The organism is Methylobacterium sp. JK268, assembly GCF_054052225.1.
Genome location: NZ_JBSVZN010000029.1, coordinates 102,151 through 127,995, shown reverse-complemented (window position 1 = coordinate 127,995; position 25,845 = coordinate 102,151). Strand labels below are relative to the sequence as shown.

The 25,845-nt window shown below is 69.9% G+C and carries 23 protein-coding genes and 2 pseudogenes; 14 read left to right on the top strand and 11 right to left on the bottom strand.

Annotated features, from left to right (window positions below; genetic code table 11):
• Positions 1-391: IS5 family transposase (locus tag ACW9J6_RS26110; RefSeq protein WP_457119260.1), on the top strand; the 391-nt coding region annotated here is incomplete at its 5' end.
• 115 nt (positions 392-506) lie between these two features.
• Here the strand turns inward: ACW9J6_RS26110 and ACW9J6_RS26105 are convergent.
• Both ACW9J6_RS26105 and ACW9J6_RS26100 read right to left on the bottom strand, forming a co-directional pair.
• Positions 507-1,388: a sterol desaturase family protein gene (locus ACW9J6_RS26105; protein ID WP_457119259.1), complete on the bottom strand. Its 882-nt coding sequence runs from the start codon at positions 1,386-1,388 to the stop codon at positions 507-509.
• Positions 1,389-1,393: 5 nt separating this feature from the next.
• Positions 1,394-2,242 carry a creatininase family protein gene (locus ACW9J6_RS26100; protein WP_457119258.1) on the bottom strand — a complete coding sequence of 283 codons (849 nt, stop codon included), beginning with the start codon at positions 2,240-2,242 and terminating at the stop codon, positions 1,394-1,396.
• Positions 2,243-2,602: 360 nt separating this feature from the next.
• Here ACW9J6_RS26100 and ugpB point away from each other — a divergent pair, with 360 nt between their 5' ends.
• From ugpB to ACW9J6_RS26085, 3 genes are all read left to right on the top strand, one after another.
• Positions 2,603-3,937: a sn-glycerol-3-phosphate ABC transporter substrate-binding protein UgpB gene (gene ugpB, locus ACW9J6_RS26095; RefSeq protein ID WP_457119257.1), complete on the top strand. Its 1,335-nt coding sequence runs from the start codon at positions 2,603-2,605 to the stop codon at positions 3,935-3,937.
• A gap of 11 nt (positions 3,938-3,948) precedes the next feature.
• A complete protein-coding gene (gene ugpA, locus ACW9J6_RS26090) occupies positions 3,949-4,848 on the top strand; it encodes a sn-glycerol-3-phosphate ABC transporter permease UgpA (RefSeq protein WP_457119256.1) in 900 nt (299 codons plus the stop codon).
• 91 nt (positions 4,849-4,939) lie between these two features.
• On the top strand, positions 4,940-6,187 hold the full coding sequence (locus ACW9J6_RS26085) for an acyl-CoA dehydrogenase (protein ID WP_457119255.1): 1,248 nt from the start codon (positions 4,940-4,942) through the stop codon (positions 6,185-6,187).
• Between the two features lie 350 nt (positions 6,188-6,537).
• On the opposite strand, the gene ACW9J6_RS26080 is transcribed toward ACW9J6_RS26085, so the two are convergent.
• The 3 genes from ACW9J6_RS26080 to hemE are packed head-to-tail and all read right to left on the bottom strand — an operon-like array spanning position 6,538 to position 8,930.
• Positions 6,538-7,398, bottom strand: coding sequence for an alpha/beta fold hydrolase (locus ACW9J6_RS26080; RefSeq protein WP_457119254.1), 861 nt, complete (start codon positions 7,396-7,398; stop codon positions 6,538-6,540).
• An 11-nt stretch (positions 7,399-7,409) separates the two neighbouring features.
• On the bottom strand, positions 7,410-7,835 hold the full coding sequence (gene hemJ, locus ACW9J6_RS26075; protein ID WP_457119253.1) for a protoporphyrinogen oxidase HemJ: 426 nt from the start codon (positions 7,833-7,835) through the stop codon (positions 7,410-7,412).
• 21 nt (positions 7,836-7,856) lie between these two features.
• The gene (gene hemE, locus ACW9J6_RS26070; protein WP_457119252.1) at positions 7,857-8,930 is read right to left on the bottom strand and encodes a uroporphyrinogen decarboxylase; all 1,074 of its coding nucleotides are present in this window, start codon (positions 8,928-8,930) and stop codon (positions 7,857-7,859) included.
• A 531-nt stretch (positions 8,931-9,461) separates the two neighbouring features.
• On the opposite strand from hemE, the gene ACW9J6_RS26065 reads away from it, so the two are divergent.
• The 3 genes and pseudogenes from ACW9J6_RS26065 to ACW9J6_RS26055 all read left to right on the top strand — a co-directional run bounded on the left by ACW9J6_RS26065 (position 9,462) and on the right by ACW9J6_RS26055 (position 14,734).
• Positions 9,462-10,292: a pyruvate, water dikinase regulatory protein gene (locus ACW9J6_RS26065; protein ID WP_457119251.1), complete on the top strand. Its 831-nt coding sequence runs from the start codon at positions 9,462-9,464 to the stop codon at positions 10,290-10,292.
• Between the two features lie 392 nt (positions 10,293-10,684).
• Positions 10,685-10,783, top strand: a pseudogene (locus ACW9J6_RS26060) (IS5/IS1182 family transposase); the annotation flags it as partial.
• Positions 10,784-11,413: 630 nt separating this feature from the next.
• Positions 11,414-14,734, top strand: coding sequence for an autotransporter domain-containing protein (locus tag ACW9J6_RS26055; RefSeq protein WP_457119250.1), 3,321 nt, complete (start codon positions 11,414-11,416; stop codon positions 14,732-14,734).
• 96 nt (positions 14,735-14,830) lie between these two features.
• On the opposite strand, the pseudogene ACW9J6_RS26050 reads toward ACW9J6_RS26055, so the two are convergent.
• Both ACW9J6_RS26050 and ACW9J6_RS26045 read right to left on the bottom strand, forming a co-directional pair.
• A pseudogene (locus ACW9J6_RS26050) lies at positions 14,831-14,998 on the bottom strand (IS3 family transposase); the annotation flags it as partial.
• Between the two features lie 158 nt (positions 14,999-15,156).
• Entirely contained in the window at positions 15,157-16,251 is a 1,095-nt protein-coding gene (locus ACW9J6_RS26045; protein WP_457119249.1) for a Fic family protein, read from the bottom strand.
• Between the two features lie 382 nt (positions 16,252-16,633).
• Between ACW9J6_RS26045 and ACW9J6_RS26040 the strand changes: the two genes are divergently transcribed.
• The 5 genes from ACW9J6_RS26040 to ACW9J6_RS26020 all read left to right on the top strand — a co-directional run bounded on the left by ACW9J6_RS26040 (position 16,634) and on the right by ACW9J6_RS26020 (position 19,845).
• Complete coding sequence (locus ACW9J6_RS26040) at positions 16,634-17,248, top strand: Maf family protein (RefSeq protein ID WP_457119248.1); 615 nt, start codon at positions 16,634-16,636, stop codon at positions 17,246-17,248.
• Positions 17,249-17,264: 16 nt separating this feature from the next.
• On the top strand, positions 17,265-18,128 hold the full coding sequence (locus tag ACW9J6_RS26035; RefSeq protein ID WP_457119247.1) for a shikimate dehydrogenase: 864 nt from the start codon (positions 17,265-17,267) through the stop codon (positions 18,126-18,128).
• Positions 18,125-18,748: a dephospho-CoA kinase gene (gene coaE / locus ACW9J6_RS26030; RefSeq protein WP_457119246.1), complete on the top strand. Its 624-nt coding sequence runs from the start codon at positions 18,125-18,127 to the stop codon at positions 18,746-18,748. The genes ACW9J6_RS26035 and coaE overlap by 4 nt, the downstream gene beginning before the upstream one ends.
• Before the next feature lie 56 nt (positions 18,749-18,804).
• Positions 18,805-19,521: a DNA polymerase III subunit epsilon gene (gene dnaQ / locus ACW9J6_RS26025; RefSeq protein ID WP_457119245.1), complete on the top strand. Its 717-nt coding sequence runs from the start codon at positions 18,805-18,807 to the stop codon at positions 19,519-19,521.
• Positions 19,522-19,716: 195 nt separating this feature from the next.
• Complete coding sequence (locus ACW9J6_RS26020) at positions 19,717-19,845, top strand: hypothetical protein (RefSeq protein WP_457119244.1); 129 nt, start codon at positions 19,717-19,719, stop codon at positions 19,843-19,845.
• A gap of 66 nt (positions 19,846-19,911) precedes the next feature.
• Here ACW9J6_RS26020 and ACW9J6_RS26015 read toward each other — a convergent pair whose 3' ends face one another.
• Complete coding sequence (locus ACW9J6_RS26015; protein ID WP_457119243.1) at positions 19,912-21,222, bottom strand: MFS transporter; 1,311 nt, start codon at positions 21,220-21,222, stop codon at positions 19,912-19,914.
• Between the two features lie 423 nt (positions 21,223-21,645).
• Here ACW9J6_RS26015 and ACW9J6_RS26010 point away from each other — a divergent pair, with 423 nt between their 5' ends.
• On the top strand, positions 21,646-22,089 hold the full coding sequence (locus tag ACW9J6_RS26010) for a MucR family transcriptional regulator (protein WP_457119242.1): 444 nt from the start codon (positions 21,646-21,648) through the stop codon (positions 22,087-22,089).
• A gap of 76 nt (positions 22,090-22,165) precedes the next feature.
• On the opposite strand, the gene ACW9J6_RS26005 is transcribed toward ACW9J6_RS26010, so the two are convergent.
• The 3 genes from ACW9J6_RS26005 to ACW9J6_RS25995 all read right to left on the bottom strand — a co-directional run bounded on the left by ACW9J6_RS26005 (position 22,166) and on the right by ACW9J6_RS25995 (position 23,866).
• A complete protein-coding gene (locus tag ACW9J6_RS26005; protein ID WP_457119241.1) occupies positions 22,166-22,639 on the bottom strand; it encodes an SRPBCC family protein in 474 nt (157 codons plus the stop codon).
• Positions 22,640-22,776: 137 nt separating this feature from the next.
• Positions 22,777-23,169 (bottom strand): hypothetical protein, encoded by a 393-nt coding sequence (locus tag ACW9J6_RS26000; RefSeq protein WP_457119240.1) that lies wholly within the window; start codon positions 23,167-23,169, stop codon positions 22,777-22,779.
• Between the two features lie 307 nt (positions 23,170-23,476).
• Positions 23,477-23,866 (bottom strand): Hpt domain-containing protein, encoded by a 390-nt coding sequence (locus tag ACW9J6_RS25995; RefSeq protein WP_457119239.1) that lies wholly within the window; start codon positions 23,864-23,866, stop codon positions 23,477-23,479.
• Positions 23,867-24,151: 285 nt separating this feature from the next.
• Here ACW9J6_RS25995 and ACW9J6_RS25990 point away from each other — a divergent pair, with 285 nt between their 5' ends.
• A complete protein-coding gene (locus ACW9J6_RS25990) occupies positions 24,152-25,843 on the top strand; it encodes a methyl-accepting chemotaxis protein (RefSeq protein ID WP_457119238.1) in 1,692 nt (563 codons plus the stop codon).
• The last annotated feature ends 2 nt before the right edge of the window (positions 25,844-25,845 follow it).

The following is a 25,845-nucleotide window of genomic DNA, read 5'->3' as shown; positions in this document are numbered from 1 at the left end:
CGGCCTGAGCACCAAGATCCACTTGGTCGTCCGCGGTCTGGGCTGTCCGGTCCGGTTTGCCCTTACGGCGGGCCAGAAGGGCGACGCGCCCCAGGCTGAGGCCCTGCTTGCCGATCTCCCTGCCGCGGTGGTCCTGGCTGATGCGGCCTACGATAGCGACCGGCTGCGCAGGGCGATTGCCGACAAGGGCGCCACGGCCGTGATCCCGAACAATCCCTCACGAGCCAAGAAGTATGATCTCGACACAGCCCTCTACACCGAGCGCCACCTGATCGAGTGCTGCTTTGCCAAGCTCAAGCAGTTCCGGCGCGTCGCCACACGCTACGAGAAAACTGCCCGCAACTACGCAGCCGTTGTCACCATCGCCGCTATCGTCTTGTGGCTCCGGTAAGTGTCCACAGCGCCTAGAGCAGCACCCGATCGCGCTGCAATCGGGTGCTGCTCTACGTCTTTGATTTTTACGTATTTTCTGCGACGATCCGGTGTCCACTTCGTCGGAAAATGCTCTAGGAGGGAAGCCGCGCGCCTTCCGGGAGGCCGGGGCGCTCCCGGCGGGTGAAGGGATGGACGAGTTGCTCCCCGAACCCTTGCGGGAAATCGGGATCGCCGATGCCGAAGGCCCGCGGCAGGGCGCCCTTCGGCATGTAGAAGGTCCCGAAGATCAGGTCGAGGAACGGGAACGTGGCGGCGAAGTTGCTGCTGCCGCCCTCGTCCGGGCCGGTGTGGTGCCAGCGGTGGAAGACTGGGCTGACCAGCACGTAGCGCAGCGGTCCGAAGGTCCAGTCGACATTGGCGTGGGCGAGCCCGCCGAGGGCGACGTTGAAGGGCATCAGGGCGAGGAGCACCTCGGGCGAGATCCCGAGGAGCAGCGGCACTGCGTCCGCGAGCGTCCCGTGGAAGATCGCGTCCACCGGGTGGAACCGGGCGGACGAGATCCACTCGACCTGCTCGGAGGCGTGGTGGATGGCGTGGAACCGCCACAGGCGCATCGTGTGGAAGAGCCGGTGCGTCGTGTACATCACGAGGTCGCACAGGATCAGATAGAGCGGCGCCTGCGCCCAGAACGGCAGGCCGGAGAGCGGCCCGTGTCCCTCGCCGAACAGGTCCGCGTGGCCCAGAGCCGTGGCGATGCCTCCGAGGACGAATAGGCCGATCACCAGGAGCCAGACCCGCGCGTAGCCGGCGATCACCGGGATGACGAACCAGTAGCAGACGTCCGTGACGAGGTCGGGCTTGCGCCACCAGGGCCGGCCGGGGTTGCAGGGCTGCGCCACGGCGCTCACCGCCGTGAAGGCGAGGCCGAGGATCGCCAGCAGCATCGAGACGGCGAGCGTGCCCTCGGCGAGGTTGCGCAGCGCCGTCTGCAGGGCGGGAACGAGATCCGGCATCGGCGTCACTCCGTCGGGGCGGCCATGAAGGCGCGGATCTGCGCCAGGGCGGCGTTGATCTGGATGTCGAGCAGGGCGCGTCCGCGCTCGGCGGAGGCGTGGCGGGGATCCCCGCTGCTCCCGTCCGAGGCGAGGCCGAGCCGGGCCGGCAGCGGCGGTGGCGGGCGGCCGAAGTCGATCCGCTCGGGTGCCACCGCCATGATCTCGGCGTGATCGACGAGGCCGGCGTGAAAGCCGATCGTGGCGGGCGTCTCGCCCTGCGCGATGAGCCAGCGCTCGTGGGCCTGCGCGACGTCGTAGTAGGCGTCGACGCTCAGCACGCGCACGCCCTGGCCGCGCCATGCGCGGTCGAGCCGCATCGCCACCTCCCGCTGCGGCCCCAGGCTGCCGCCGTGGTCGGCGAGGAACAGGATGGTCCGGAACCCGGCCCCCTTCAGGCTGCGGGCGACCCCGTCGAGGGTGCCCGCGAAGGCCTCCTCCGAGACGCCGAGCGTGCCGGGAAACTGCAGGTTGTCGGTCGGCGGGTCGAAGCGTCCCTGCGGGACGTAGGAGATCACCGGCGCGACGAGGGTGTGCCCCAGTTCTTCCGCGATGCGGCGGGCCGTCCAGGCGACGATGCTGTCGTGCTTGGCGATGGCGAGATAGGGACCGTTCTGCTCCAGGCCGCCGCTCGGCACCAGCGCGGTGGTGTAGCCCTGCTCCACGGCCCGGCTCACCTCCACCCAGGTCATGTCGCCGATCGTGATCCGGCGGACCGGCTCGGTCGCCGAGGCCCGCAGCATCAGCGCGGAGGCGGTCAGCACGGCGCCGGCGAGCAGGAGGGTGCGGCGGGGGATTCCGGAGGGGATCGGCATGGCGGATTCGAGCGAATCGCTTCGGCGGCGGGACTCGACTGGTCGTTACGCCGCAAAACTTAACGAACTCGATGTCTCGCCGATCTCGACCAATTCACCGCTCACGCCAGACCAGCTTTCCATCGCGGAATCTCTGATCGGCCTGCGCGGAGAACCAGTCTGGATTGTTCCTGCACGCCGGAGCGGTGGTATCGGCGCCGATTGCCGCTCTCCATCCGCCGCACGCTCCTCGGCCGCCGCTTGCCTCACGTGCATTGTCGTGCTTTTGCAACTCCCAAGCGCGGCTTCCCGGGTTTTCGTCATCGCGCTGAGACGAAAGCGTCGCATCGAAAGCGGCCACACAGCAGGGGACGAGACGCCATGGGTCTGCGCAGCATGTTCCGCGTCGGAGCGGGTTTCGGGATCGCCGCTTTCGGAATGGCCGCGGCGGGCCCCGCCCTGGCGGTCACCGAGCTGCAATGGTGGCACGCCATGGTGGGGACCAACAACGACGCGGTCGTGCGCCTCGCCGAGGAGTTCAACGCCGCCCAGGGCGACTACAAGGTCGTCCCGACCTACAAGGGCACCTATCCGGAGACGCTGAACGCGGGCATCGCCGCCTTCCGGGCCGGCACGGCGCCGCACATCATCCAGGTCTTCGAGGTCGGCACCGCCACCATGATGGCCGCCAAGGGCGCGGTGAAGCCGGTCTACCAGCTCATGAAGGAGGCCGGCGAGCCCTTCGACCCCAACGCCTACCTGCCGGCCATCACCGGTTACTACTCGACGGCGAAGGGCGAGATGCTCTCCTTCCCGTTCAACTCGTCCTCGATGGTGCTCTGGGTCAACCGGGACGCCCTGCGCAAGGCGGGCCTCGACCCGAATGCTCCGCCGAAGACCTGGCCGGACATCCTCGCCGCCACCAAGGCCCTGAAGGCCGCCGGCTACACCACCTGCGGGATCTCCAACACCTGGGTGACCTGGGCGCACCTGGAGCAGCTCTCGGCCTGGCACAACGTGCCGCTCGCCACCAAGGCCAACGGCCTCGACGGGTTCGACACCAGCCTCGAGATCAACGGTCCCCTGCAGGTGAAGCACCTGGCGAACCTCGCCGAGATGCAGAAGGAGAAGCTCTACGATTATTCCGGCCGCTACGACAACGGCTTCGGACGCTTCACCTCGGGCGAGTGCCCGCTGATGCTCGGCTCTTCGGGTTCCTACGGCAACGTGCGCGGGAACGCCAAGTTCGAGTGGGCGGCCGCCCCCATGCCCTACTACCCGGACGCCCCGGGCGCGCCGCAGAACAGCATCATCGGCGGCGCCTCGCTCTGGGTGATGGGGTCTAAGTCGGCGGAGGAGTACAAGGGCGTCGCCAAGTTCTTCGCCTTCCTGTCGGACACCGACCGCCAAGCGCGCATCCACCAGACCACCGGCTACCTGCCGATCACCAAGGCGGCCTACGAGAAGTCGAAGGCCGACGGCTGGTACGACAAGAACCCGGCCCTCGAAGTCCCACTCAAGGAACTCACCAACAAGCCGCCGACGGAGAATTCCCGCGGGCTGCGGCTCGGCAACATGCCGCAGATGCGCGACGTCTGGGCCGAGGAGATCGAGGCGGCGCTCGCCGGCCGCAAGAGCGCCAAGCAGGCCCTCGACGACGCCGCGTCGCGGGGCAACGCGATGCTGCGCCAGTTCGAGCGCCAGGCGAACCACTGAGCGCCGCCCGCATGGGAGCGGATCACGCGGGGCCCGAGCGCGTCACCTTCCGGGGCTGGCGCCTGCCCGTCCTCCTGCTGCTGCCGCAGCTCGCCACGGTGGCGCTGTTCTTCTACTGGCCGGCCGTCCAGGCGGTCGGCCAGTCCTTCCTCGCCCAGGACGCCTTCGGGCTCGCCACCGAGTTCGTGGGCCTCGACAATTACCGGGCGCTGCTCGCAGATCCCGCCTACTACCAGGCGCTCGGCGTCACGGCCCTGTTCTCGGCCGCGGTGGCGGGCCTGTCGCTGGGCCTCGCCCTGCTGCTCGCCGCCATGGCCGACCAGGAGATCGCGGGGGCGGGCCTCTACCGCACGCTCCTGATCTGGCCCTACGCGGTGGCGCCGGCCGTGGCGGGCGTGCTGTTCGGCTTCCTGTTCCAGCCCTCGCTCGGGATCGTGGCGCGGGGCCTGCGCGACCTCGGCATCGCGTGGAACCCGCTCCTCGACGGCACCGACGCGCTGATCCTCGTGGTGCTGGCCGCCGCCTGGAAGCAGATCTCCTACAATTTCCTGTTCTTCCTCGCGGGGCTGCAGGCCATCTCGCGCAGCGTCATCGAGGCGGCGGCGATCGACGGGGCCGGGCCGGCGCGGCGGTTCTGGACCATCGTCTTCCCGCTGCTCTCGCCGACCACCTTCTTCCTCCTCGTCGTCAACATCGTCTACGCCTTCTGCGAGACGTTCGGGACGATCGACGTCCTCACGGCCGGCGGTCCCGGCCGCGCCACCCAGACCCTGGTCTACAAGGTCTACCAGGACGGGCGCGCGGGGGCGGATCTCGGCGCCTCCGCGGCGCAGTCGGTGGTGCTGATGGGGCTCGTGATCGGGCTCACCGCGATCCAGTTCCGCTTCGTGGAGCGCAAGGTCGCCTATTGAGCGGATTTGCGAAACACGGTTTCGCGTCCTGGCGGGCGGCGCCCGACCGCGCTACACCTCCGCGCATCGATCCGCTGAGAGGAGCCCGCGCATGTCCGCCGCGCCCGTCGCCGCCGTCACCCAGACCGACCTGAGCGCGGCCAAGCCGCACGAGGGCGCCAAGGGCGCCTTCCGCTGGGACGATCCCTTCCTGCTCGAGGATCAGCTCACCGACGAGGAGCGGCTGATCCGCGACACGGCCCGGGGCTTTGCCCAGGAGCGCCTGCTGCCCGGCATCGTCGAGGCCTATGCGGAGGAGAAGACCGACCGCTCGCTGTTCAATGCGATGGGCGAACTCGGCCTGCTCGGCGTCACCCTGCCGGAGGAATACGGCTGCGCGGGCGCGAGCTACGTCGCTTACGGCCTCGTCGCCCGCGAGGTCGAGCGCGTCGATTCCGGCTACCGCTCGATGATGAGCGTGCAGTCCTCGCTGGTGATGTACCCGATCTACGCCTACGGGGACGAGACGCAGCGCAAGACCTACCTGCCGAAGCTCGCCTCGGGCGAGTTCGTCGGCTGTTTCGGCCTCACCGAGCCCGATGCCGGTTCGGATCCGGCCGGCATGAAGACGCGCGCGGAGAAGATCGACGGCGGCTATCGCCTCTCGGGCGCCAAGACCTGGATCTCCAACGCGCCGATCGCCGACGTCTTCGTGGTCTGGGCGAAGTCGCCCGCCCACGACAACCAGATCCGCGGCTTCATCCTCGAGAAGGGAATGAAGGGGCTCTCGGCGCCGAAGATCAAGGGCAAGCTGTCCCTGCGCGCTTCGGTGACCGGCGAGATCGTGATGGACGGGGTCGAGGTGCCGGAGAGCGCGCTGCTGCCGAATGTCAGCGGCCTGAAGGGCCCCTTCGGCTGTCTCAACCGGGCGCGCTACGGCATCTCCTGGGGGGCGCTCGGCGCCGCCGAGGATTGCTGGCACCGCGCCCGCCAGTACACGCTCGACCGGACGCAGTTCGGCCGGCCGCTGGCCCAGACGCAGCTGGTGCAGAGGAAGCTCGCCGACATGCAGACCGAGATCGCGCTGGGTCTCCAGGCGTCGCTGCGGGTCGGGCGGCTGTTCGACGAGGGCCGGATGGCGCCGGAGATGATCTCGCTGGTCAAGCGCAACAATTGCGGCAAGGCGCTGGCCATCGCCCGCGAGGCCCGGGACATGCACGGCGGCAACGGCATCATGGGCGAGTACCACGTGATGCGCCACGCCCAGAACCTCGAGACGGTGAACACCTACGAGGGCACGCACGACGTCCACGCGCTGATCCTGGGCCGGGCCCAGACGGGGCTGCAGGCGTTCTTCTGACACCGGGCCGGAAGCGCTCCTCATCACGCGCGCTTGGCCCATTCGGGCGAAGACGGGTTCGCTGCGTTCACGACGAGGCGGACGCAGCTCTTTCCTCGCAGGCGACGACCGTCCGCACTCATCCCTGTCGCCCGTTCGTCAGTTGGGCGCTTCTGGAAGACACAACACGCCTCATGCTGAGGTGCGAGCGAAGCGAGCCTCGAAGCACCCCTGACCGTAGATCCCGGAGAAGAGTGCCTTGGACGTTCTGTTCCGGGGTGCTTCGAGGCTCCCTGCGGTCGCACCTCAGCATGAGGATGTGGGATTATCGCCATCGACCGGGTCTGATGCTGTGCGGCGACCCGTCCTGTTCAGGTCCCCGCCAGGATCGCCGCCGCGACGGCATCGGGGTGCTCCTCGTGCGGCGCGAGGGCACCCGGGATCGCGGCGCCCTCCACGAGGCCCGTGGCGATCAGCGCGTCCATCTCGGCGCCGGAGCGCCGCGGGGCGCGCTCCGGCCGCAGCACCCGCACCGGCGGCAGGCCGTTCCCGAACAGGGTGAGGAACTCCTGCCTGGTGGCGACCGGATCGAGGCCGCCGGTCACGAAGGCGGCGGTGCCGAAGCGGGCTCCGGGCTGGCGCGTCACCCGACGTTTCGCGGCGAGAACCTCCGGCGTGACCCGCGCCGGGTCGCCGTAGACATGTGCCCGCATCATCCGGGCGACGACGGGCGTGCTCAGATTCGCCCGGTAGAGAAGGTGGCCGAGAACCGGGATCTCCACCGCCCGGCGCAGGCGGGCGTAGAGTGGCCGCCGCTCCGGTCCCATCGCGGTCGGGAGCGGTCCCCGCCAAGTCGGCGCCACCAGCACCAGCCGCCCGAAGGCGCCGGGATGGCGCCGCGCCGCGGCAACGAGGTAGGGCGCCGCGTGCCCGGCCGCGATCCCCACCGCCACGGGCGCGCGCAGCCCGGTGACGAGGGCATCCATCACCGCGTGGAGGGTGGCGGGCGCGAGCGGGAGGCGCGCCCGCTTCTCGGCGCCGAAGCCCGGCCAGTCCGGGATCAGGCAGCGATAGTGCCCGCCGAGCCGCTCGGCGAGCGGATGCATCTCCTCGCGGGTCGCGATCGACGACAGGGCCGGGAGGAGGAGGGCATCCGGGCCGGACCCGAGCGCGTCGAGGCCCACCGCGACGGTGCGGTCCGGCAGCGTCAGGGTGAGGCGGCGGGTCTCCATCGGCGGGGCCCTCAGAACGGCTTGACGATCGCCAGGATCACGATCGCGATCATCAGGAGCGTCGGCACTTCGTTGACCACCCGGTAGAAAGTCGGCGCGCGGGTGTTCCGGTCGGCCGCGAAGTCCTTGACCATGCGCGAGAACCAGCCGTGCAGGCCGCTCATGATCAGGACCAGCGCGAACTTGGCGTGCAGCCAGCCCTGCGTGTAGGCGCCGCTCATCCAGGCCAGCGTCAGGCCGAGGATCCAGGTGGCGATCATGGCGGGCGTCATGATCGCCTTGGCGAGGCGGCGCTCCATGACCTTGAACGTCTCGCCCTGCGGCGAGCCGGCCGGCAGGGCGGAATGATAGACGAAGAGCCGCGGCAGGTAGAGCATGGCGGCCATCCAGGCGATCAGCGTGATGACGTGCGCCGCCTTGATCCAGAGATACAGCATGGGTCTCCCGGGTGGGTTCCGTCAGCCGCGCAGGCGCGCCAGCATCCGCTCGACATGCGCGATGGGCGTCTCCGGCGTGATGCCGTGGCCGAGGTTGAAGATGTGGGGCAGGCCCGCCGTCGCGGCCAGGATGGCGTCCACGGCGGCGTCGAGGGTGTCCCCGCCTTGGATCAGGATCTCGGGCGGGAGATTGCCCTGGGTCACGGCCCTCGCCGGCAGACGGCCGCGCAGGGCCGCGAGGTCGACCGCCCAGTCGACGCCGAGGGCGTCGGCACCGGTCTCGGCCAGCGTCCGGGCGTGGCCGTCGAGCCCGGTGCCGCGCGGGAACACGATGATGCGCGCTCCGGGCACGCGCGCGCGCAGGCCCGCCACGATCCGGGCGATCGGCTCCAGGCTCCAGCGCGCCAGGGCGTCGCCCCCCGCCGCGTCCGGCAGCGTGCCGCCGTGACTCTCGAAGATCTGCACCGCGTCCGCGCCCGCCTCGAACTGGCGGGCGAGGTACTCGGTGGACACCGTCACCAGCCGGTCGATCAGCGCCTCGACAAGGGCAGGGTCCTGGGCCGCGAGCGCGCGGGCCGGGGCGAGGTCGGGCGTGCCCCGCCCGCCGATCATGTAGCTCGCCACCGTCCAGGGCGCGCCGCAGAAGCCGAGCAGCGTCGTCTCCGGCGGCAGGTCGGCCCGCAGGCGCGCCACCGTCTCGAAGACCGGTGCGAGGTGGTCCATGACCCGCGGATCGCCCGCCGCGCGCAGCGCCTCCACCTCCGGCCGTCCGTGCAGGGGATCGAGGCGGGGTCCCTCGCCCTCCACGAAGCGCACGTCCTGGCCGAGCGCGTGGGGCACCACCAGGATGTCGGAGAACAGGATCGCCGCCTCGAAGCCGAAGCGGCGGATCGGCTGCAGGGTGACCTCGACGGCGAAGTCGGGCGTGTAGCAGAGGTCGAGGAAGGAGCCGGCCTTGGCCCGCAGCGCCCGGTATTCCGGCAGGTAGCGGCCAGCCTGCCGCATCATCCAGGCCGGGGGAGGGGAGAGGGCCTCACCGCCCAGCACCCGCAGGACGGGACGCGCGCCCGCACGACCGCTCTCGATCCCGCCCATCCCGTCCGGCCTCCCCTGACCCGTCGCCGTTCCGTATGACCGTTGCGCGGTCGCGACGCCAGTCCCGAAGCGCGGCCGCATCCGCGGATGCGCCGTTCCGGCGAGCCCGTCCTGCCGGGCGCCATCCCCCGACGCGATCCCACCCCGAAGAAAAGAAGGAAAGAGAGATTCTTGAATCTGATTCTTCTTCTGGACCCCCGAATCCCGCGGGACTCGCGGCGTCCACACCCCGTCCCCATCCCCACGGCGTTAAGAGGGCTTTAACGGATTGCGGCTAGATTTCTGGGATCGCGAGAGTCGCGAGGCGCTTGCCCGGCCTTCGCGGCTGCGAAGGGTGTCCGCGTCCCGGATTCTCCCACGGACCGGATTCCGGCGCGGGATTGGACCACGTCTGTTGACGGCGGAGTCGACAAGTCCGGCGGGTCCTCGCCTGGACCTGGCACGGCGGTCGCATTATCCACATCTGTCGACTCCCGCCGAGCCGGCGGTGGAGAACCGGCGGCGGGGGCTCGACTCGTCCGAGGAGACGCCGTGGTCCGCAGCTACTTCCACCTCCACCTCGTCTCCGATTCGACCGGCGAGACGCTGATCAACGTGGGGCGCGCCGCCGCCGCCCAGTACGAGGGCGTCTCGGCGATCGAGCACGTCTACCCGCTGGTGCGCTCCGCCGCGCAGCTCGAGCGGGTGATCAACGAGATCGAGCAGGCCCCCGGCATCGTGCTCTACACCCTCGTCGAGCAGGACCTCACCGAGCGCCTGGAGGAGGCCTGCCGGGCCACCAGCTCGCCCTACCTCTCGGTGCTGCAGCCGGTCCACTCCCTGCTGCAATCCTATCTCGGCGCCCACTCGACGGCCCGGCCGGGCGCGCAGCACATGCTGAACGCGGAGTACTTCAAGCGCATCGACGCGATGAACTTCACGCTCGCGCACGACGACGGCAACCTGCCCCTCGACCTCGACGAGGCGGACGTGATCCTGCTCGGCGTCAGCCGCTCGTCGAAGACGCCGACCTCGATCTACCTCGCCAATCGCGGCCTCAAGACCGCGAACATCCCGCTCGTGCCCGGCGTGCCGCTGCCATCGGGACTCGAGGCGGCCCGCAAGCCCCTCGTTGTCGGCCTGCTCGCCTCGCCGGAGCGCATCGTCCAGATCCGCCAGAACCGTCTGCTCAGCCTCAAGGCGGACGATTCCACCGCCTATGTCGACCGCGACGCGGTGGCGAACGAGGTCGCGGCCTCGCGGCGGCTCTTCGCGAAGCACCGCTGGCCGGTGATCGACGTGACCCGCCGCTCGATCGAGGAGACGGCGGCCGCCATCGTCGAACTCCATCGCGAGCACCGGCTGAAGTTCATCGCCGAGTAGGAGCGCCGCGGCGCGGCCGGGCGGTGACCGAGGCGGCTCCTGCGACCGGGAGATCCGCGGCGACGCCTCCTTGCCGCGGGCGTCTCTCACCCTTGAGGAGGCGCGGTGCGTCGCCGAGCGCGAGCGCCTGCCGATCCGGAGCTCCCGCGTCCGCTGGCTCGACGGAGCGCACGATCGACCCGTCCGACGATGACGCTGGCAAACAGATCAAAGACGAGAAGCGCCACCTCCGCGTCGACACGCAAGGTCTGCTGAGGCATGCCCTCGTGCATCCGGCCGGCATACGGGACCGTGATGGCGGGGTGTCCGCGATGGCGACGCTGTTTCGTCTCTCTCCATTGTTCCAGAAGGCTTTCGAGCGGGTGTGCCGATCTGTGACAGTGAAGATCCTCTAGCGCACGGATCAGACGGTCGGGTTCGAGGTTCTGCCCAAGCGCCGGGTCGTGGAGCGAAGGATTGGCTGGCTCAACCGGTGCCGGCGGCTGGCAAAGGCGTGAGCGTGTCGCACGCGCAAGGCGCCGGCATGTCTGCGCCTTACCTCCATCCGCGTCGTGCTCAGAAAACACTGCCAGACATCGGTATGATCTCTGACAAGAACTTATAGATGAGTGGCTTTACCGACGTGGCGATGCGGTCAGACTGCGTCTATGGAGCCTTCGTCATGGATGGGTTCGCCCGACGCATCGTTGGTTGACGAGCATCACGCCGTGGCCATGCAGGCTTCGTTATGCGTTGCCGCAACCTCTCGACCTCCCTCTGTAAGCAAGCCGCACCAAGCATTCAATTAGCTCAGGTGTGCTACTGTAAGACGATTTGCGTATCATTCATACTGACCGTAGCCTGTAGACTTCGCTGATAAAAACGGATTTATTCGCATGGCTGATCCGATGTCTGAGCGACTTCTGCGTCGAGTCCTTACGTCGTCAACGGCGCTAATGGGCCCGACGTCGCGGCGCGAGTCGCTGCCAAGCCGACTGCAACGTCCCGAGAGGGTGTTGGCCCGGCTTGTGAACGAGCAGCCGGGGCCGAGTCGGCGGCACGCGCGCAAAGTCGCGACGGCGAGCCTCGCCACGTTGCTCTGCGCGGTGAACGGTGCGGCCCGCGCTCAGAGGGCAGGCACGTTGACCATCGAGAACGGCGACTCGGTCGTCGGCATCGTCGGCGTCATCGGCGAAGATCAAGGGTCGACCGGCGCGGCGATCGTGAAGGGGAAAGGCTCGAGCTGGACCCTCAGCGGTGAACTCGATGTCGGCCTGCTCGGGACGGGCACGCTCACCGTCCAGGATGGCGGCAGCGTGAAGAACACCAACGGAATCATTGCCCAGGGCCGGTCGAGTTCAACGGAAGGCCGGCAAATCAGGTCGTTCGGAACGGCGACGGTGACCGGGCAGGGATCGACCTGGACCAACAGCGGAAACCTCACCGTCGGCGGCGACAACGGCTCGGGCACGCTCGTCATCCAGGACGGCGGCATCGTGACGAACACGACGGGCTATCTCGGTGACAACAACCATACGGGCCAGGTTTCGACCGGGACCGCGACGGTGACCGGGCAGGGATCGACCTGGACCAACACCAGTGACCTCTTTGTCGGCAGGCACGGCACGGGCGCGCTCACCATCCAGAACGGGGGCGTGGTGAAGAATGCCAGAGGGATCATCGGTGGGGATGTCGTCGCGGCCGGAACGGTGACGGTGACGGGGCAGGGATCGACCTGGTTCAATAGCGACGAACTCAATGTCGGCTATGGCGGCACCGGCAAGCTCGCGATCCAGAACGGCGGCACGGTGACGGTGAAGCTCGACGGGACCGGCACCGTCTACATCGCGCGCGGGATCTCCTCGCCCGAGGCCGTTCTGGCCATCGGCGCATTGCCGGATCAAGCGCCGACATCCCCCGGCACCCTGCAGGCGGCGGCGGTGAACTTTGGCAGCAGCCTCAGCAAGCTCGTGTTCAATCACACCGGCAACCCGGATGGATCGGCCGTGACCTTCGCGCCGACGATCAAGGGCAACGGCCACGTCGAACAGGTTGCTGGGACAACGATCCTCACCGGCACCAACACCTATTCCGGAGGAACGGTGTTGGCGGGGGGCACGCTGCAGGTGGCGAAAGACGCTAACCTCGGCACGGACTTTCTTGCCTTCAAAGGCGGAACACTCGCGACGACGACGAGCTTCACGACGAATCGCGACGTCTACATCAATACCGGCGGCGGCACTTTCGCACCGGCGACCGGAACGACGTTGACGGTGACATCCGACATCAAGGATTCTGGCCCCCTCACCGTCGCCGGCCCCGGCACCGTGGTCTTCACCACCGCCAAAAGCTTTGAAGGCGCCACCCGGGTGACGGGAGGCACCCTCGCCCTCGCCGATAATGGCCGCCTCAGACTCTCCAGCGGACTCGCCCTGGCCACCACGGGTACCTTCGACATCAGCAAGCTGATCGACACCGGAACCGAGATCACCGGCCTGTCCGACACCGCCGTCGGCCAGGCCGGCACCGTGGCTCTCGGGAGCAAGACACTGACCTTGTCCAGGGCGAGCGGCAGCTTCGGTGGCAACATCACCGGCAGCGGCGGCCTCAACCTGACCGGGGGCACCCAGGTGCTGACCGGTCGCGGGAACACTTACACGGGCGACACCACGGTCGGGGCTGGCACGCTGCAGGTCGACGGGGCGCTCACGGCCTCCAAAGTGACGGTCAAGAACCTCGGCATTCTCGCCGGCTCGGGCAGCGTCGGCGAGTCGCGCATCGGGTTCGGGGGCACCCTGGCTCCCGGCAGCAGCAGTGCCATCGGCACCCTGTCGATCAACGGCCCGCTCACCTTCGCGCAGGGCTCGTTCTACACGGTCAAGGTCACGCCCAGCGCCAACGACCGCACGACCGTGACAGGTCCGGTGACCATCGAGGGCGGCACCGTTCAAGTCCGGGCGGGCGAAGGCACGTACACCCCGAACCTGCGCTATACCCTGATCTCGGCGACGGGCGGCATCACCGGCCAGTTCAGCAGCCTTCAGACGAGCACCAACCTCGCCTTCCTGACGCCGTCGCTCTCCTACGACAACAACACGATCTCCCTCGGCTTTGCCCAGACGAAGCCGATCACCGACGGAGCGACGACCGGAAATCAGGGCAGCGTGGGTGGTTCCCTCAACCAGACGAGTCCGGGCGGCTCGAGCACAGGGGGCTCGCAGGGCACCTCGAACTCAGGCTCGCAAGGGACGTCGAACTCGGGCTCGCAGGGCACCTCGAACTCGGGCTCGCAGGGGACCCCGAGCCCGGCCTCGCAGGTGGCCACCGCGGTGCTGAACCAGACCACCTCCGGCGCCACGCAGGCGCTTTCCCTCCTCTCGGGCGAGGCGCAGGCTACGGCCGTCGGCGTCGTGGCCCAGAACGCAGCCGTCGTTCAGTCGGCCCTGCTCGACCATCTCCGCTTCGGTCCGTCCGAACGGCTCGGGTCGGAGACGGCCCTGGCTGGGCGGTTCGTCCCCGGGACCGTGCTGCCGGCCTCCTACGCGGCCGACCTGCCCGGAAAGCTGGCGCCGCCCAGCCTCATCGCGGTGGCGCCGGCGAATGCTGCGCCCAACGTCGCACTCTGGGGCCAAGCTCTGGGGGTCTTCGGCGGAACCCGAGGGGACGGCAATGCCGCCCGCGTGACCCGGGAAACCGGGGGATTCGTCGTCGGGGCCGAGACCGGCTTCGGCGCCCTCACCCTGCCGGGACTGGACAGCCTGCGCGTCGGCGTCGCGGTGGGCACCAGCTGGACCGGCTTCGACATCCCGGCGCGGCTGGCGAGCGGGCAGGTGGAGACCGTGTTCGGGTCGATCTACGGCCGTGCGAACTTCGGCCCCCTGCAACTCCGGGCCGGCGGGATCTACGGCAGCGACGCCCTGGATACGCGGCGCGGGATCCGGTTCCCGGGATTCTCGCAATCGGTCAGCGGCAAGAGCGGGAGCGACACGCTCCAGGGCTTCGGTGAAATCGGCTACCGGATCGCGGTGGGGGCGGGATTCGTCGAGCCCTTCGTCGGCGGCGGGGCGCTACGGATCGCCCGGAACGCATTTGCGGAGGCGGGCGGTGCGGCGGCCCTGCAGGTCTTCGGCCGCAACTACGACATCCAAACGGCGACCGCTGGGGTGCAGGGCGCCGCCGTCGTCTCGGACGCGCTGGGACTGACCCTGCCAGTGAGCATCCAGGGCTCGGTTGGCTATCGGCGGGCCTTCGGCGACGTGGTGCCTCAGTCACTGGTCGCCTTCACAGGGGGGCAGCCCTTCGGGGCGACGGGGACGCCGATCGACCGCGACGCGTTGGTGGCCTCGGCAGGCGTCCAGGCGCAGGTGGCGCGGGACTTGACCTTGGGCTTAGCCTATGCGGGTCAGGTCGGCGCGAGAGCCAGCGACCACCAAGTGCGTGGCAACCTGACCCTGAACTGGTAGACTTCTGCGCAAAGAGAACCGCCGAAGGATCGACATCTGAACTCTCCCGGATCCCGTTGAACCGCTCCGGGTTCATCGGAGGCTGTTTGTCTCGGGTCAGGGGGCGTGGTCGCCGACGCCGGCATGAGTGCGCGCTTCGGCCTCGGCGGGAGGGACGTTGCCGATCGGCGTGAGGAGATGGCGGTGATGGGACCCGTCGACCCATCCCAGGGTGGCGTCCGCGACCGTCTCGAAGGAGCGCCACGGCCCGCGTCGGTGGATCACCCTTGGGCAAGCTCTTGGGATGCTGACGCATCTCTCTCGATCCCGGGCAAGCCCGGGATCGACGGGGCCGTCGATCGGTCTTGAATTCTCGATGCAAAAGCTCGGCGGAAATTCGAGAACAGAACCATAGGTCATTTTCAATGACCCCTGGTATAAGCTTAGATCTCGGTCGAATCGTAGCGTCCGAACGGCCGGTTGATGATCCGCAGCACCTCATTCGCCGCGAAAATCCGGTTCCGCGCGTACCCCGTCCGTTCCGTCAGGATACCGACGCTCACCAGATGGTCGACGGCCTGCGAAGCCTGGGTGAACGTCACGTTGAGGAGGGTGGCGAGCCGTTTCACCGTCAGGATCGGATAATGCGGCAGAAGATCGAGCGCACGGGTGGAGGCTGCAGCCCTGCGGAACCGCCGTCGCGTCATCCAGTCCCCACGCAAGCGGGCGAGTGCCGCCCGGGTGACCTCCACCTCATCGACCGTCGCCACGATCGCATCCGCCATGAAGCCGATGATCGCACCCCATTCGAGACGCTGCTGCGCGCGCCTCAGGGCGTCGTAATAGGCATCCTTGTGGGCATCGATGAATGGCGACAGGTACAGCGGGACCTCACCATCGGCTGCCATCATCAGTGGGAACAGCAGCCGCCCGACCCGGCCGTTGCCGTCCCGAAACGGATGCACGGCCTCGAAATGGGCGTGGGCGATCGCCATTCGCACCACGAGGTTCTGCGTCATCGACTGCATTCCCTCATTGCGAAGGTAGTCGATGGTCTGCATCAGGCAGGGAAGCACGCGGTCCGGCGGCGGCGGATTCCAGGTTGATCGGGAAATCTGACCAAGCCCGCCGATCCACACCACCCGTTCCCGCAGCGCGCCAGGCACATCCTCATAATCGGGATTACCACGCATGACCTCGGCGTGAACCCGCCGGATGGTATCGAGGGTGAAGATGTCATAGCCTCGCGCTGCCGCTTCGGGGACGAGTCGATCAAGAAGGATGGCGTAATCCCGGACCTGACGAACCTGGTTGTCGATCTCTTCCTGATCCTCGTGAGACTCCATGACATCGTCGACAGTCAGGAGTTCGTCGAGGGTGCTGTGGGTATTCTCGATCGCCGAGGAACTGACAGCCTCCTGACGCTTCAGGATGCGGCTGATCAGGTAGGGATCGCTCAGCTCCCGGGCGATGACCCCGACTCTCCCGATCGCCGCGGTCGCAGCCACCAACCGGTCGAGGATCTCCGAGACATTCACGCCATGTTCCGGCGGTGCCGGAGGAACGACGCCGTAATGGTTGTCGTAGGGTGGCGGTAGCCTCACCAGGGACGCACGGACAGCAGCGGCGAGAGTCTGTCGGTTCATCGAAACGGCGCGGCACACGGAGGATGGAGGAATCTTATTGTGGCTTTCTGTAAAAAGCCACACTATCGTCCAGGCTGGCGACCGTGTGTTCAGGGTTTTGAGACGCTTGTCCCGTCGGGTCCCGTCCTGGCGGATGATGCCCCGCATCCCACGCCGGCTATCCGCCCCTGCGATCGCCGAGGGGCCGACACAGGGGCCCGAACCCGACGACGCCCCTTGCAGAACGCCGCGGAACCGGCAGAGAGTTGCGCATGATCGGCTCCGGTTCCGCCCCGTGACGGTCTCGCCCTGGCGCGGGCGAGCGCCCCTCCTCCTTGCCTCCGCGAGCGCCACCCGCCGCGCGCTCCTCGAATCCGCCGGCCTGCCGGTGGAGATGCGGGCCTCTGGCGTCGACGAGCGTGCGGTGGAAGCCGCCGCGGCCGCCCTCGACCCGCCCGCCCTCGCGCTCGCCCTGGCGGAGGCGAAATGCGCCGCGGTGGCGCGGATCGCGCCCGATCGGGTGGTGGTCGGGGCCGACCAGGTGCTTGACCTCGACGGGAGCGTTCTGCACAAGCCCGCCGACCGCGCGGCGGCGCGCGGCCACCTCGCGCGACTGCAGGGCCGCAGCCACGCCCTCCACGCGGCACTGGCCCTGGCGGTGGACGGGGCGATCGCCACGCGCTTCGTCGCCACGGCCCGCCTGACGATGCGTCCCCTCGCGGGACCCGCGATCGAGGCCTATCTCGACGCGGCCGGCCCCGCCGTCACGACGAGCGTGGGCGCCTACCAGCTCGAAGGGATCGGCATCCACCTGTTCTCGGGCATCGAGGGCGACCATTCCACCATCCTGGGCCTGCCGCTGCCGCCGCTCCTCGCGGCGCTGCGGGACCGCGACCTGCTGACGTTCTGACCGTGATCCCCGCCCGATGACCTCCGCCCCGAAGGCCTTCGTGATCGGCCACCCGATCGCCCATTCCCGCTCCCCGCTGATCCACGGGCACTGGCTCGCCGAGCACGGTCTTCCCGGCTCCTACGAGCGCATCGACGTGGCGCCAGCCGACCTTCCGGCCTTCCTGGAGGATTTCCCCCGATCCGGCTTCGTGGGCGGGAACGTCACGATCCCGCACAAGGAGGCGGTATTCCGGGCGGTGGCCACGATGACGCCGCGGGCCGAGCGGATCGGCGCCGTGAACACGCTCAGCCTCGACGCGGACGACCGGCTGCACGGGGACAACACCGACGCACCCGGTTTCCTCGCCCATCTCGACGCCACCCTCGGGTCGGACTGGCCGCGGACCACCGGGACGCGCGATGGGCGCGCGGTCCTGATCCTGGGGGCGGGCGGGGCCGCCCGGGCGATCGTGGTCGGGCTCCTGGAACGCGGCCTGCCGCATCTGCGGATCGCCAACCGCACGCCGGATCGGGCCGCGGCCCTGAGGGCGATCGACCCGGCGCGGGTCGAGGCCGTGGCCTGGGAGGCCCTGCCGGCCGTCGCGGGCGAAACAGGCCTCCTCGTCAACACCACGTCGCTCGGCATGGCGGGATCCGAACCCCTCGCCCTCGACCTCGCGGGCCTGCCGCCCGAGGCGGCGGTGGCCGACATCGTCTACGTGCCCCTGGAGACGCCGCTCCTCGCCGCTGCCCGGGCGCGGGGCCTGCGCGCCGTCGACGGCCTCGGCATGCTGCTGCACCAGGCGGTGCCGGGCTTCGCCCGCTGGTTCGGCGTCACGCCGACCGTGGGCCCGGCGCTGCGGGCCCTCGTCGCCGCCGACATCGCGCGGCCCCGATGAGCCCTCCCTTCGTCCTCGGCCTGACCGGGTCGATCGGCATGGGCAAGAGCGCCACCGCGGCGATGTTCCGCGAGCGCGGCGTGCCGGTCCACGACGCCGATGCCTGCGTGCACGCGCTCTACGGGCCGGGCGGCGGTGCGGCGGCCCGGATCGGCACGGCCTTCCCGGGCGTTCTGTCGCCCGACGGCTCCGTCGACCGCGACCGCCTGCGCGCGGCGGTGCTCGATGCGCCCGAGCGGCTCAAGCAGCTCGAGGGCCTCGTCCATCCCCTGGTCCGCGCCGCCGAGAAGACCTTTCTCGTTGCCCACGGCACGGCCGACCTCGTGGTGCTCGACATCCCGCTCCTGTTCGAGACCGGCGGAGAGTCCCGCTGCGACGCCGTCGCCGTGGTGACGGCCCCGGCGGAGGTCCAGCGCGCCCGGGTGCTGGCCCGGCCGGGCATGACGGAGGCGACCTTCGCGGCGATCCTCGCCAAGCAGGTGCCGGACGCGGAGAAGCGGCGGCGCGCCGACGCGCTGATCGACACCAGCCGCGGCTTCGCGCGGGCGCGCGAGCAGGTGGACGCGCTCATCGCCGCCGTGCGACACGGAGACCTGCCCCGCCGCCTCGGTTCCGGTTAAGCTCCGAGGGCCTCCGAGGGCCGGAAGGGCAGGGACGCGAGGGGAGCCGGGACCGCATGCTGCGCGAGATCGTTCTCGACACCGAGACCACCGGCACCGACGCCAAGACCGATCGGCTGATCGAGATCGGCGCCGTCGAACTCATCAACCACGTCCCGACGGGTCGGGACTTCCACCGCTACGTCAACCCGCAGCGGGCGGTCTCCCAGGGGGCGCTCGCGGTGCACGGCCTCTCGGACGCGTTCCTGGCCGACAAGCCGCTCTTCGCCGAGATCCTGCCCGATCTCCTCGATTTCTGCGGCGACGCCACCCTGGTGATCCACAACGCGGCCTTCGACGTGGGCTTCCTCAACGCGGAATTCGCGCGGCTCGGCGAGGAAGCGCCGCCAGCGATCGACCTCGCCGGCGTGGTCGACACCCTGGCGCTCGCGCGCCGCAAGCATCCCAACGCCGCCAACAACCTCGACGCGCTCTGCGCCCGCTACGGGATCGACAATTCCCGCCGCACCAAGCACGGGGCGCTCCTCGACGCGCAGATCCTGGCCGAGGTCTATATCGAGCTCCTCGGCGGCAAGCAGACGAGCCTCGGCCTCACCCTCGAGGCGGCGAGCACCGTGCGGGTGGCGAACCGAACCGGTCCCGTCTCCCAGGCGCCCCGGCCCCTGCGCAGCCGCCTCACCGATGCCGAGCGCGCGGCCCACGCCGCCTTCACGGCGGGGCTCGGCCCGAACGCCGTCTGGCGCGACTATGTCGGCGAGGACGCGGCCGGCTAGAGCATTTTCCGACGACGTGGAGATCGGTTCGTCGCAGAAAATGCGTTAAAAATCAAAAATCTAAAGCAGCATCCGAGTGCCGCGTGATCGGATGCTGCTCGAGGGCGACGGGCGGGGGACCTGCGGCGCTGCGTCCGGCGAACCGGCGATGCCCGCGGGGGTTGGGCCGGACCCGACCTGCCGGAGACGCACCCGATGGTACCGCCCAGCCACCAGCCCGAGACGACCACCCACCGCCGCGGGCCGATCCTGCTCGGCCTCGCGCTCCTGGTGATCGCGGTCGCCCTCGTGGCCTACGCGACGGGCGTCGGCCCGCGGGGGTGAGGCGCGCTCCACCGGATCACGGTGGTGGGCAACGCGTACCCCCGCCGGAGGACATGACCGCCGATGTCAGGCATCGGCGTGCAGCACCTTGCCGCGCGTCTCCGGCAGGGCGAAGGCCGCCACGAAGAACAGCCCGTAGGCGACCGCCGCGAAGATCGCGATCGCCGAGGCGAGCGTCATGCTGGCGGAGAGGATCCCGACCAGCGTCGGGAACAGCGCGCCGATCCCGCGCCCGAAATTGTAGCAGAAGCCCTGGCCCGAGCCGCGCAGGCGGGTCGGGTAGAGCTCGGTGAGGAAGGCGCCCATCCCGGAGAAGTAGCCCGAGGCGAAGAAGCCGAGGGGGAAGCCCAGCACCCAGAGGGCGCCGTTCGAGAGCGGCAGCTGCGTGTAGGCGACGACCACCGCGATGGCGCCGAGGGAGAAGATCAGGAAGAGCGGCCTTCGCCCGAGGCGGTCGGCGAGCCACGCCCCCACGAGGTAGCCCGCGAAGGAGCCGACGATCAGGGCCGCGAGGTAGCCCGTCGAGGACACGATCGAGAGGTGGCGCTCGGTGGTGAGGAACCGCGGCAGCCAGGTGGTGATCGCGTAGTAGCCCCCCTGGCAGCCGGCGGCCATCAGCGAGGCGAGGATCGTGGTGCGCCGCATCGGCCCGGAGAAGATCTCCCAGAGCGACGGCCGGTCCCCCGCCGCGGCGGCGCGCGCCCGCGTCTCCGCGGCGAGCTTGGGCTCCTCCACGCAGGCCCGCAGGTAGAGGACGAGGAGCGCGGGCGCCGCGCCGATCACGAACATCCAGCGCCACGCCGTCTCGGGCGGCAGGAGCGAGAACAGCACCGCCTGCGCCAGCACCGCCAGCCCCCAGCCGACGGCCCAGCCGGACTGCACCGAGCCGACGGCGCGCCCGCGATACTGCGCCCGGATCGTCTCCCCCATCAGCACCGCGCCCGCCGCCCACTCGCCCCCGAAGCCGAGGCCGAGCAGCGCCCGCGCGACGAGGAGCTGGGTAAAGTCCTGCGTCACCGCGCAGACCAGCGAGAAGACGGAGAACCACAGGATCGTGATCTGCAGCGTCAGCACCCGTCCGACGCGGTCGGCAAGGTACCCGGCGAGCCAGCCGCCCAGCGCCGAGGCGAGCAGGGTCACGGTGGCGGCGAAGCCCGCCGTGCCGGCATCGACGCTCCACACCCGGATGATCGTCCCGATCACCAGCGGGTAGATCATGAAATCCATTCCGTCGAGCGCCCAGCCGCCCGCGCAGGCCCAGAAGGTGCGCCGCTCGGTCGGCGTCATCTCCCGGTAGAAGGCCGCGAGCCCCGCATCCTCCACCGGCACGAGGAGCGGGGCGTCCGCTGCGGCTGGGGCCTTCTGCGTCACGCTCATCGGGCGGTCTCCTGTGGGCCGAACTTCCCATCGGCTAGCGCGACTGGCGCACCGTCAGGCAATCCCGTTCCGCCACGCTCCCGGCCACCCCGGTGCGCGCCCGGCGGAAAGCACAGACCCGGCACTGGTCCGAGATCCGATGGTCGATCCCGCCGGACGCCGAGGATTACACGATCAAGGACGAAATTCCTTGTACCGTCTCCTAGCGGGAACATCGTGATGGCCGGGCACACGGCATCGTGATCGCGACGCTTCGCGGCGGATGCCGCTGCTCTGCGCAGCGCCTGAGACCTATGCTCTCCCCATGTATACCGTATGTCAGGGAGTAAAATCTGAAAAGGCGATTCACCTTCTTGTCTTTGGGGGCGGAACTACCTAAGGCGGGAGGGCATTTTATCTCCGCAAGCCTCAAGGTATGGCCGCATGGACGCCTCAAGCGAGAAGCAGGATTCGGCGATCACTCTCACTGCCGATGTCATCTCGGCCTACGTCTCCAACAACCACATCCAGATCGGCGAGCTCATCAAGCTGATCAAGGACGTGCACGGCGCGCTGGTCGGCATCGGGAACGGCGCCAAGCCGGTCGAGCCCCCGGCGCGGGCGACCGCGGCCGAGATCCGGCGGTCCGTCAATCACGATTTCCTGATCAGCTTCGAGGACGGGAAGCCCTACAAGACCCTCCGCCGCCACCTGACGATGCGGGGGCTGACGCCGGAGACCTATCGCCGGAAATGGGGCCTGCCGCCCGACTACCCGATGACCTCGGCGAGCTATTCCGAGCAGCGCTCACATCTCGCCCGGACACTGGGCCTCGGCCAGCAGCGGCGGCGGCGGCGCCAGGGAGGCGACACCGCCAGCGAGTCGTGACCCGGCCCGGTGCGCCCCGCGGGGGCGCACCGGCGCGCGTCGCGGCGAGCCGGGCTTGGCCCGGCCGCGCGCCGCCCTACCGGGCCTTGGTCGCCAGGGCCGCGAGCCCGGAATCGTAGATGCCCTGGATGGCCGCCTTGGCGGTGGCATCGTCCGCGCCCTTGGCCTTGAACGATCCCGTCCAGGACACCGTGGAGCCGCCGCCCCCGGGCTTGACCGCGATCGTGGACTCGTAGCCGGTGACCGGGAGCGGGCTCTCCAGGATCGTGTAGCTGTAGCTCATCGCGGCGTCGTCGCGACGCAACTCCTCCTCCACGATGGTCCCGCCGCCCTTGAGGGCGAGGCTGCGGACCGGCTTGCCGTCCCGCCGCGAGAGCGTGCAGCGCTCGACGGCCGGGTGCCACTGGCCGATGCCGCAGAAATCGCCGATCGTGGACCAGACCTTGGCCGGAGGGGCGGCGATGTCCTGGGTCTTGGACGCGTCGAGGGCGAGGGCGGGGAGCGCCGACAGCGCGAGGAGCGCGGCGGCGGGAACGGCGATCTTGAGCATGCGGGTTTCCTCCGGCGGGCCTGCTTCGACGATGCGCAGCGCCCTTCCGCAGGCCGACCTAGAGCGTTCCGGGGATCCGAAAACTCCCTCGCCCCCTGGACAATAGGACGAGATCGTCTCGTTGCCGTCGGTCCCGGTCAGAACCGGCCGCCGACGCCCACCGAGCCGCCCGAGCCCAGCGAAGGCTGCAATCCGCCCGCGCTCCCCGAGGACGGGGCGTAATCCTCCAGGTCCTCCCGGCGGATGCGTCGGGTTTCGCCGCCGGTCCCGCCCCCGCGTCCGGCGGTGGGGACGCTGAGCGACCGGGTCGGCTGCGAGGCGACGACCTCGTCGGGGCCGGCCCTCGGCGGCACGGCGCTGCTCGCCGGTGCGCGCAGGTCCCCGCGCACGGAGGGCGGCGGTCCGATCTCGTTGGTCGGGAGGACGCCGCCGGTCTGGCCGAGGGGATTGGTGATGCAGCCGCCGAGCAGCGCGGTCGCCGCGACGGCGAGGCTGGCACGGGCGAACCGCGCTCTTGTGAGGACGGACATCGATCTCCCCGGGTCTGGCGGGTCGCGTGCGGAACATGTCCTCGCGAACCCTGGTCGAGTCCTCCTAGCGACCGGTTGTGGCAAAGACCAGACCAGCACGGGACACCGCCTCCGATGAAAGGTCGTCGTGGTCGCGGCGACACGGGTGCGGGCCCCGGGGCGGGAGGAGACATTGCGGCCGCGGGCCCGGCCATATCCGGGATCCTTCGAAATCCGAGATCCCCCCGGTCCGAGATCCCTTCAAGTCCGCTTCGACCAAACGCTCGGAACCGGGCCGCGGACACCGGGCGCTGAGCCCGCCCGCGCATCAGCGAGGGTGTCCCTCACCGCTCCCTTCGTCCAGGGCGCGCAGGGCCTCGGCGGTGAGGTCGCGGATGCGGCGGGCCGCGGCGAGCCGGTCCGGGAGGGCCGCATCGGCCTTCGCCGCCACCTCCAGGTCGCGGCAGGCTTCCGACAGGCGGGCGCAGCCGAGGAGCCCGGCGGTCGAGACCAGGGCGTGGGCCTCGAGCGCCAGACGCTCCCGATCCGCGCCGTCCCGGAAGGCCTCCCGCACCTGCTCGGCCAGCCGCCCGCGCAGGCGCGCCGCGCCGGCCTCGCCCACGAGGTCGACCGTCTCCGCGTGGGCGCGGCGGTCGAGGACCGGGAGCGCGGCGAGGCGCGGATCCTCGTCCGCGGCACCGAGAAACGCATCCGTCATGGCCCGACGACCCCCGACTCGCAACCGGGCGGCACCCCGCCCGAAGCGGACATAAGGCACCGGCCCCGACCCGACCATGCCGGGGCCGGATCCGCGGGAGATGTGTGGTCCGCGATGCGATCAACGGCAATTCCACGTCGATCCATGCCTTTGTCTCTACGGCATCTGTCACTCTCAACCAGCATCCCCGCCGCGTCGAACCAAGTTATAGTTCCCTTGGCCTAGCCTGCGGTTGAGGCTTCATTAACCAGCCTGGCAGAGGGTCTGCCGCAGGGGGACCTTGTTATGCTCAGACTTGCGAACGTAAAGATCATCGGGAAGATCCTCAGCGTGATCGTGCTGATCAGCGCGGTGGTCGGGAGCTGCGTCTGGTACGCCCAATCCCGCATGACGTCGATCGACGATGCCTACAGCCTGCTCCTGGTGCGCGAGAGCCGGGCCGTGACGTCGACGCGCCGGCTCAACCGGCTGATGTTCGAGCTGAATTATTGGGCCTACCGGTTGATCGCCGAGACGGACGGGGCCCAGATGGAGCGGGCCAATGCCGGGTTCGATGCCGCGCTGCCGCTCGTCGACAAGGCCCTCGCCGACCTGCGCCAGCAGGCCCCGACCTTCGTGGCGCGGATCGACGAGCAGGCCGCGCGCGTCTCCCGCTACGTGACGGAGATGCGGGAGGTGCGCCGCCTCAGCCGGGCCAACCGGAACGCCGAGGCGATCGACCTCGTCCATAGAGCAATCGATCCGACCTTCGACGCCCTGGTGGCGGGCGGCAACAGCCTGGCTGAGGACATCTTCGCCTTCGTGAACGCGCGCTCAGGCGAGCTCGCCGACGACACCAACGCCACCCGCCACGCCCTGATCGGGTTCAGCGCGCTGGGGCTGCTGCTCGGCGTCGCGGCCTCCGCGATGGTCGCCTTCGCGGGCATCACCCGCCCCATGGGCCACCTCGTCGCCGTCCTGGAACGCATGGCGGGCGGCGCGGTCGACGCGGAGATCCCGGAAGCCCGACGCGGGGACGAGATCGGGGCGGTGGCCCGGGCGGTCGAGGGCATCAAGGCGATGGTCGCCCGCAAGGCCGCCGACGAGGCCGAGACACGCCGGATCGCCGAGGAGGCGGCCGCGGCGGCCCGGCGCGGTGCCATGCTGGAGCTGGCGCAGGGCTTCGAGCGCAGCGTGGGCGGCATCGTGACCCTGGTCTCCTCGGCGGCGACGGAGCTGCAGGCGACCGCCCAGACCATGACCGCCACCGCCACCGAGACCGCGGCGCAATCCGCGAGCGTGGCGGCGGCGGCCGAGGAGGCGGCCTCGAATGTCGGGACCGTGGCGAGCGCCGCCGAGGAACTGGGCGCCTCGGTGCAGGAGATCGGCCGGCAGGTCTCCGGCTCGGCGAGCCTCGCCCAGGCGGCGGTCGGCGAGGCGGACGAGACCGCCCGCCTCGTCCACCAGCTCAGCGGCGCCGCGACGCGCATCGGCGATGTGGTGGGGCTGATCTCCACGATCGCCGGGCAGACGAACCTGCTGGCGCTCAACGCCACGATCGAGGCGGCGCGGGCCGGGGAGGCGGGCCGCGGCTTCGCGGTGGTGGCCGCCGAGGTCAAGGAACTCGCCGCCCAGACCGAGAAGGCGACGAACGAGATCTCGGCGCAGATCGGCCAGATCCAGGGCGCGACCGGACAGGCGGTCGCGGCGATCGGCTCGATCAGCACGCGCATCCGCGAGATCAGCACCGTGTCGACCACGATCGCGGCGGCGGTGGAGGAGCAGGGGGCGGCGACGCAGGAGATCGTGCGCAACGTCACCCAGGCCTCGACCGGGACGAGCCAGGTCACGGCGACGATCGCCGGGGTGGCCAACGCCGCCGAGGAGACGGGCTCGGCGGCCGGCCAGATGCTCGGGGCCGCCGGGGACCTCTCGCGCCAGGCCGAGCAGCTCGGCACCGAGGTCGCGCGATTCCTCGCCACGGTGCGGGCGGCCTGACG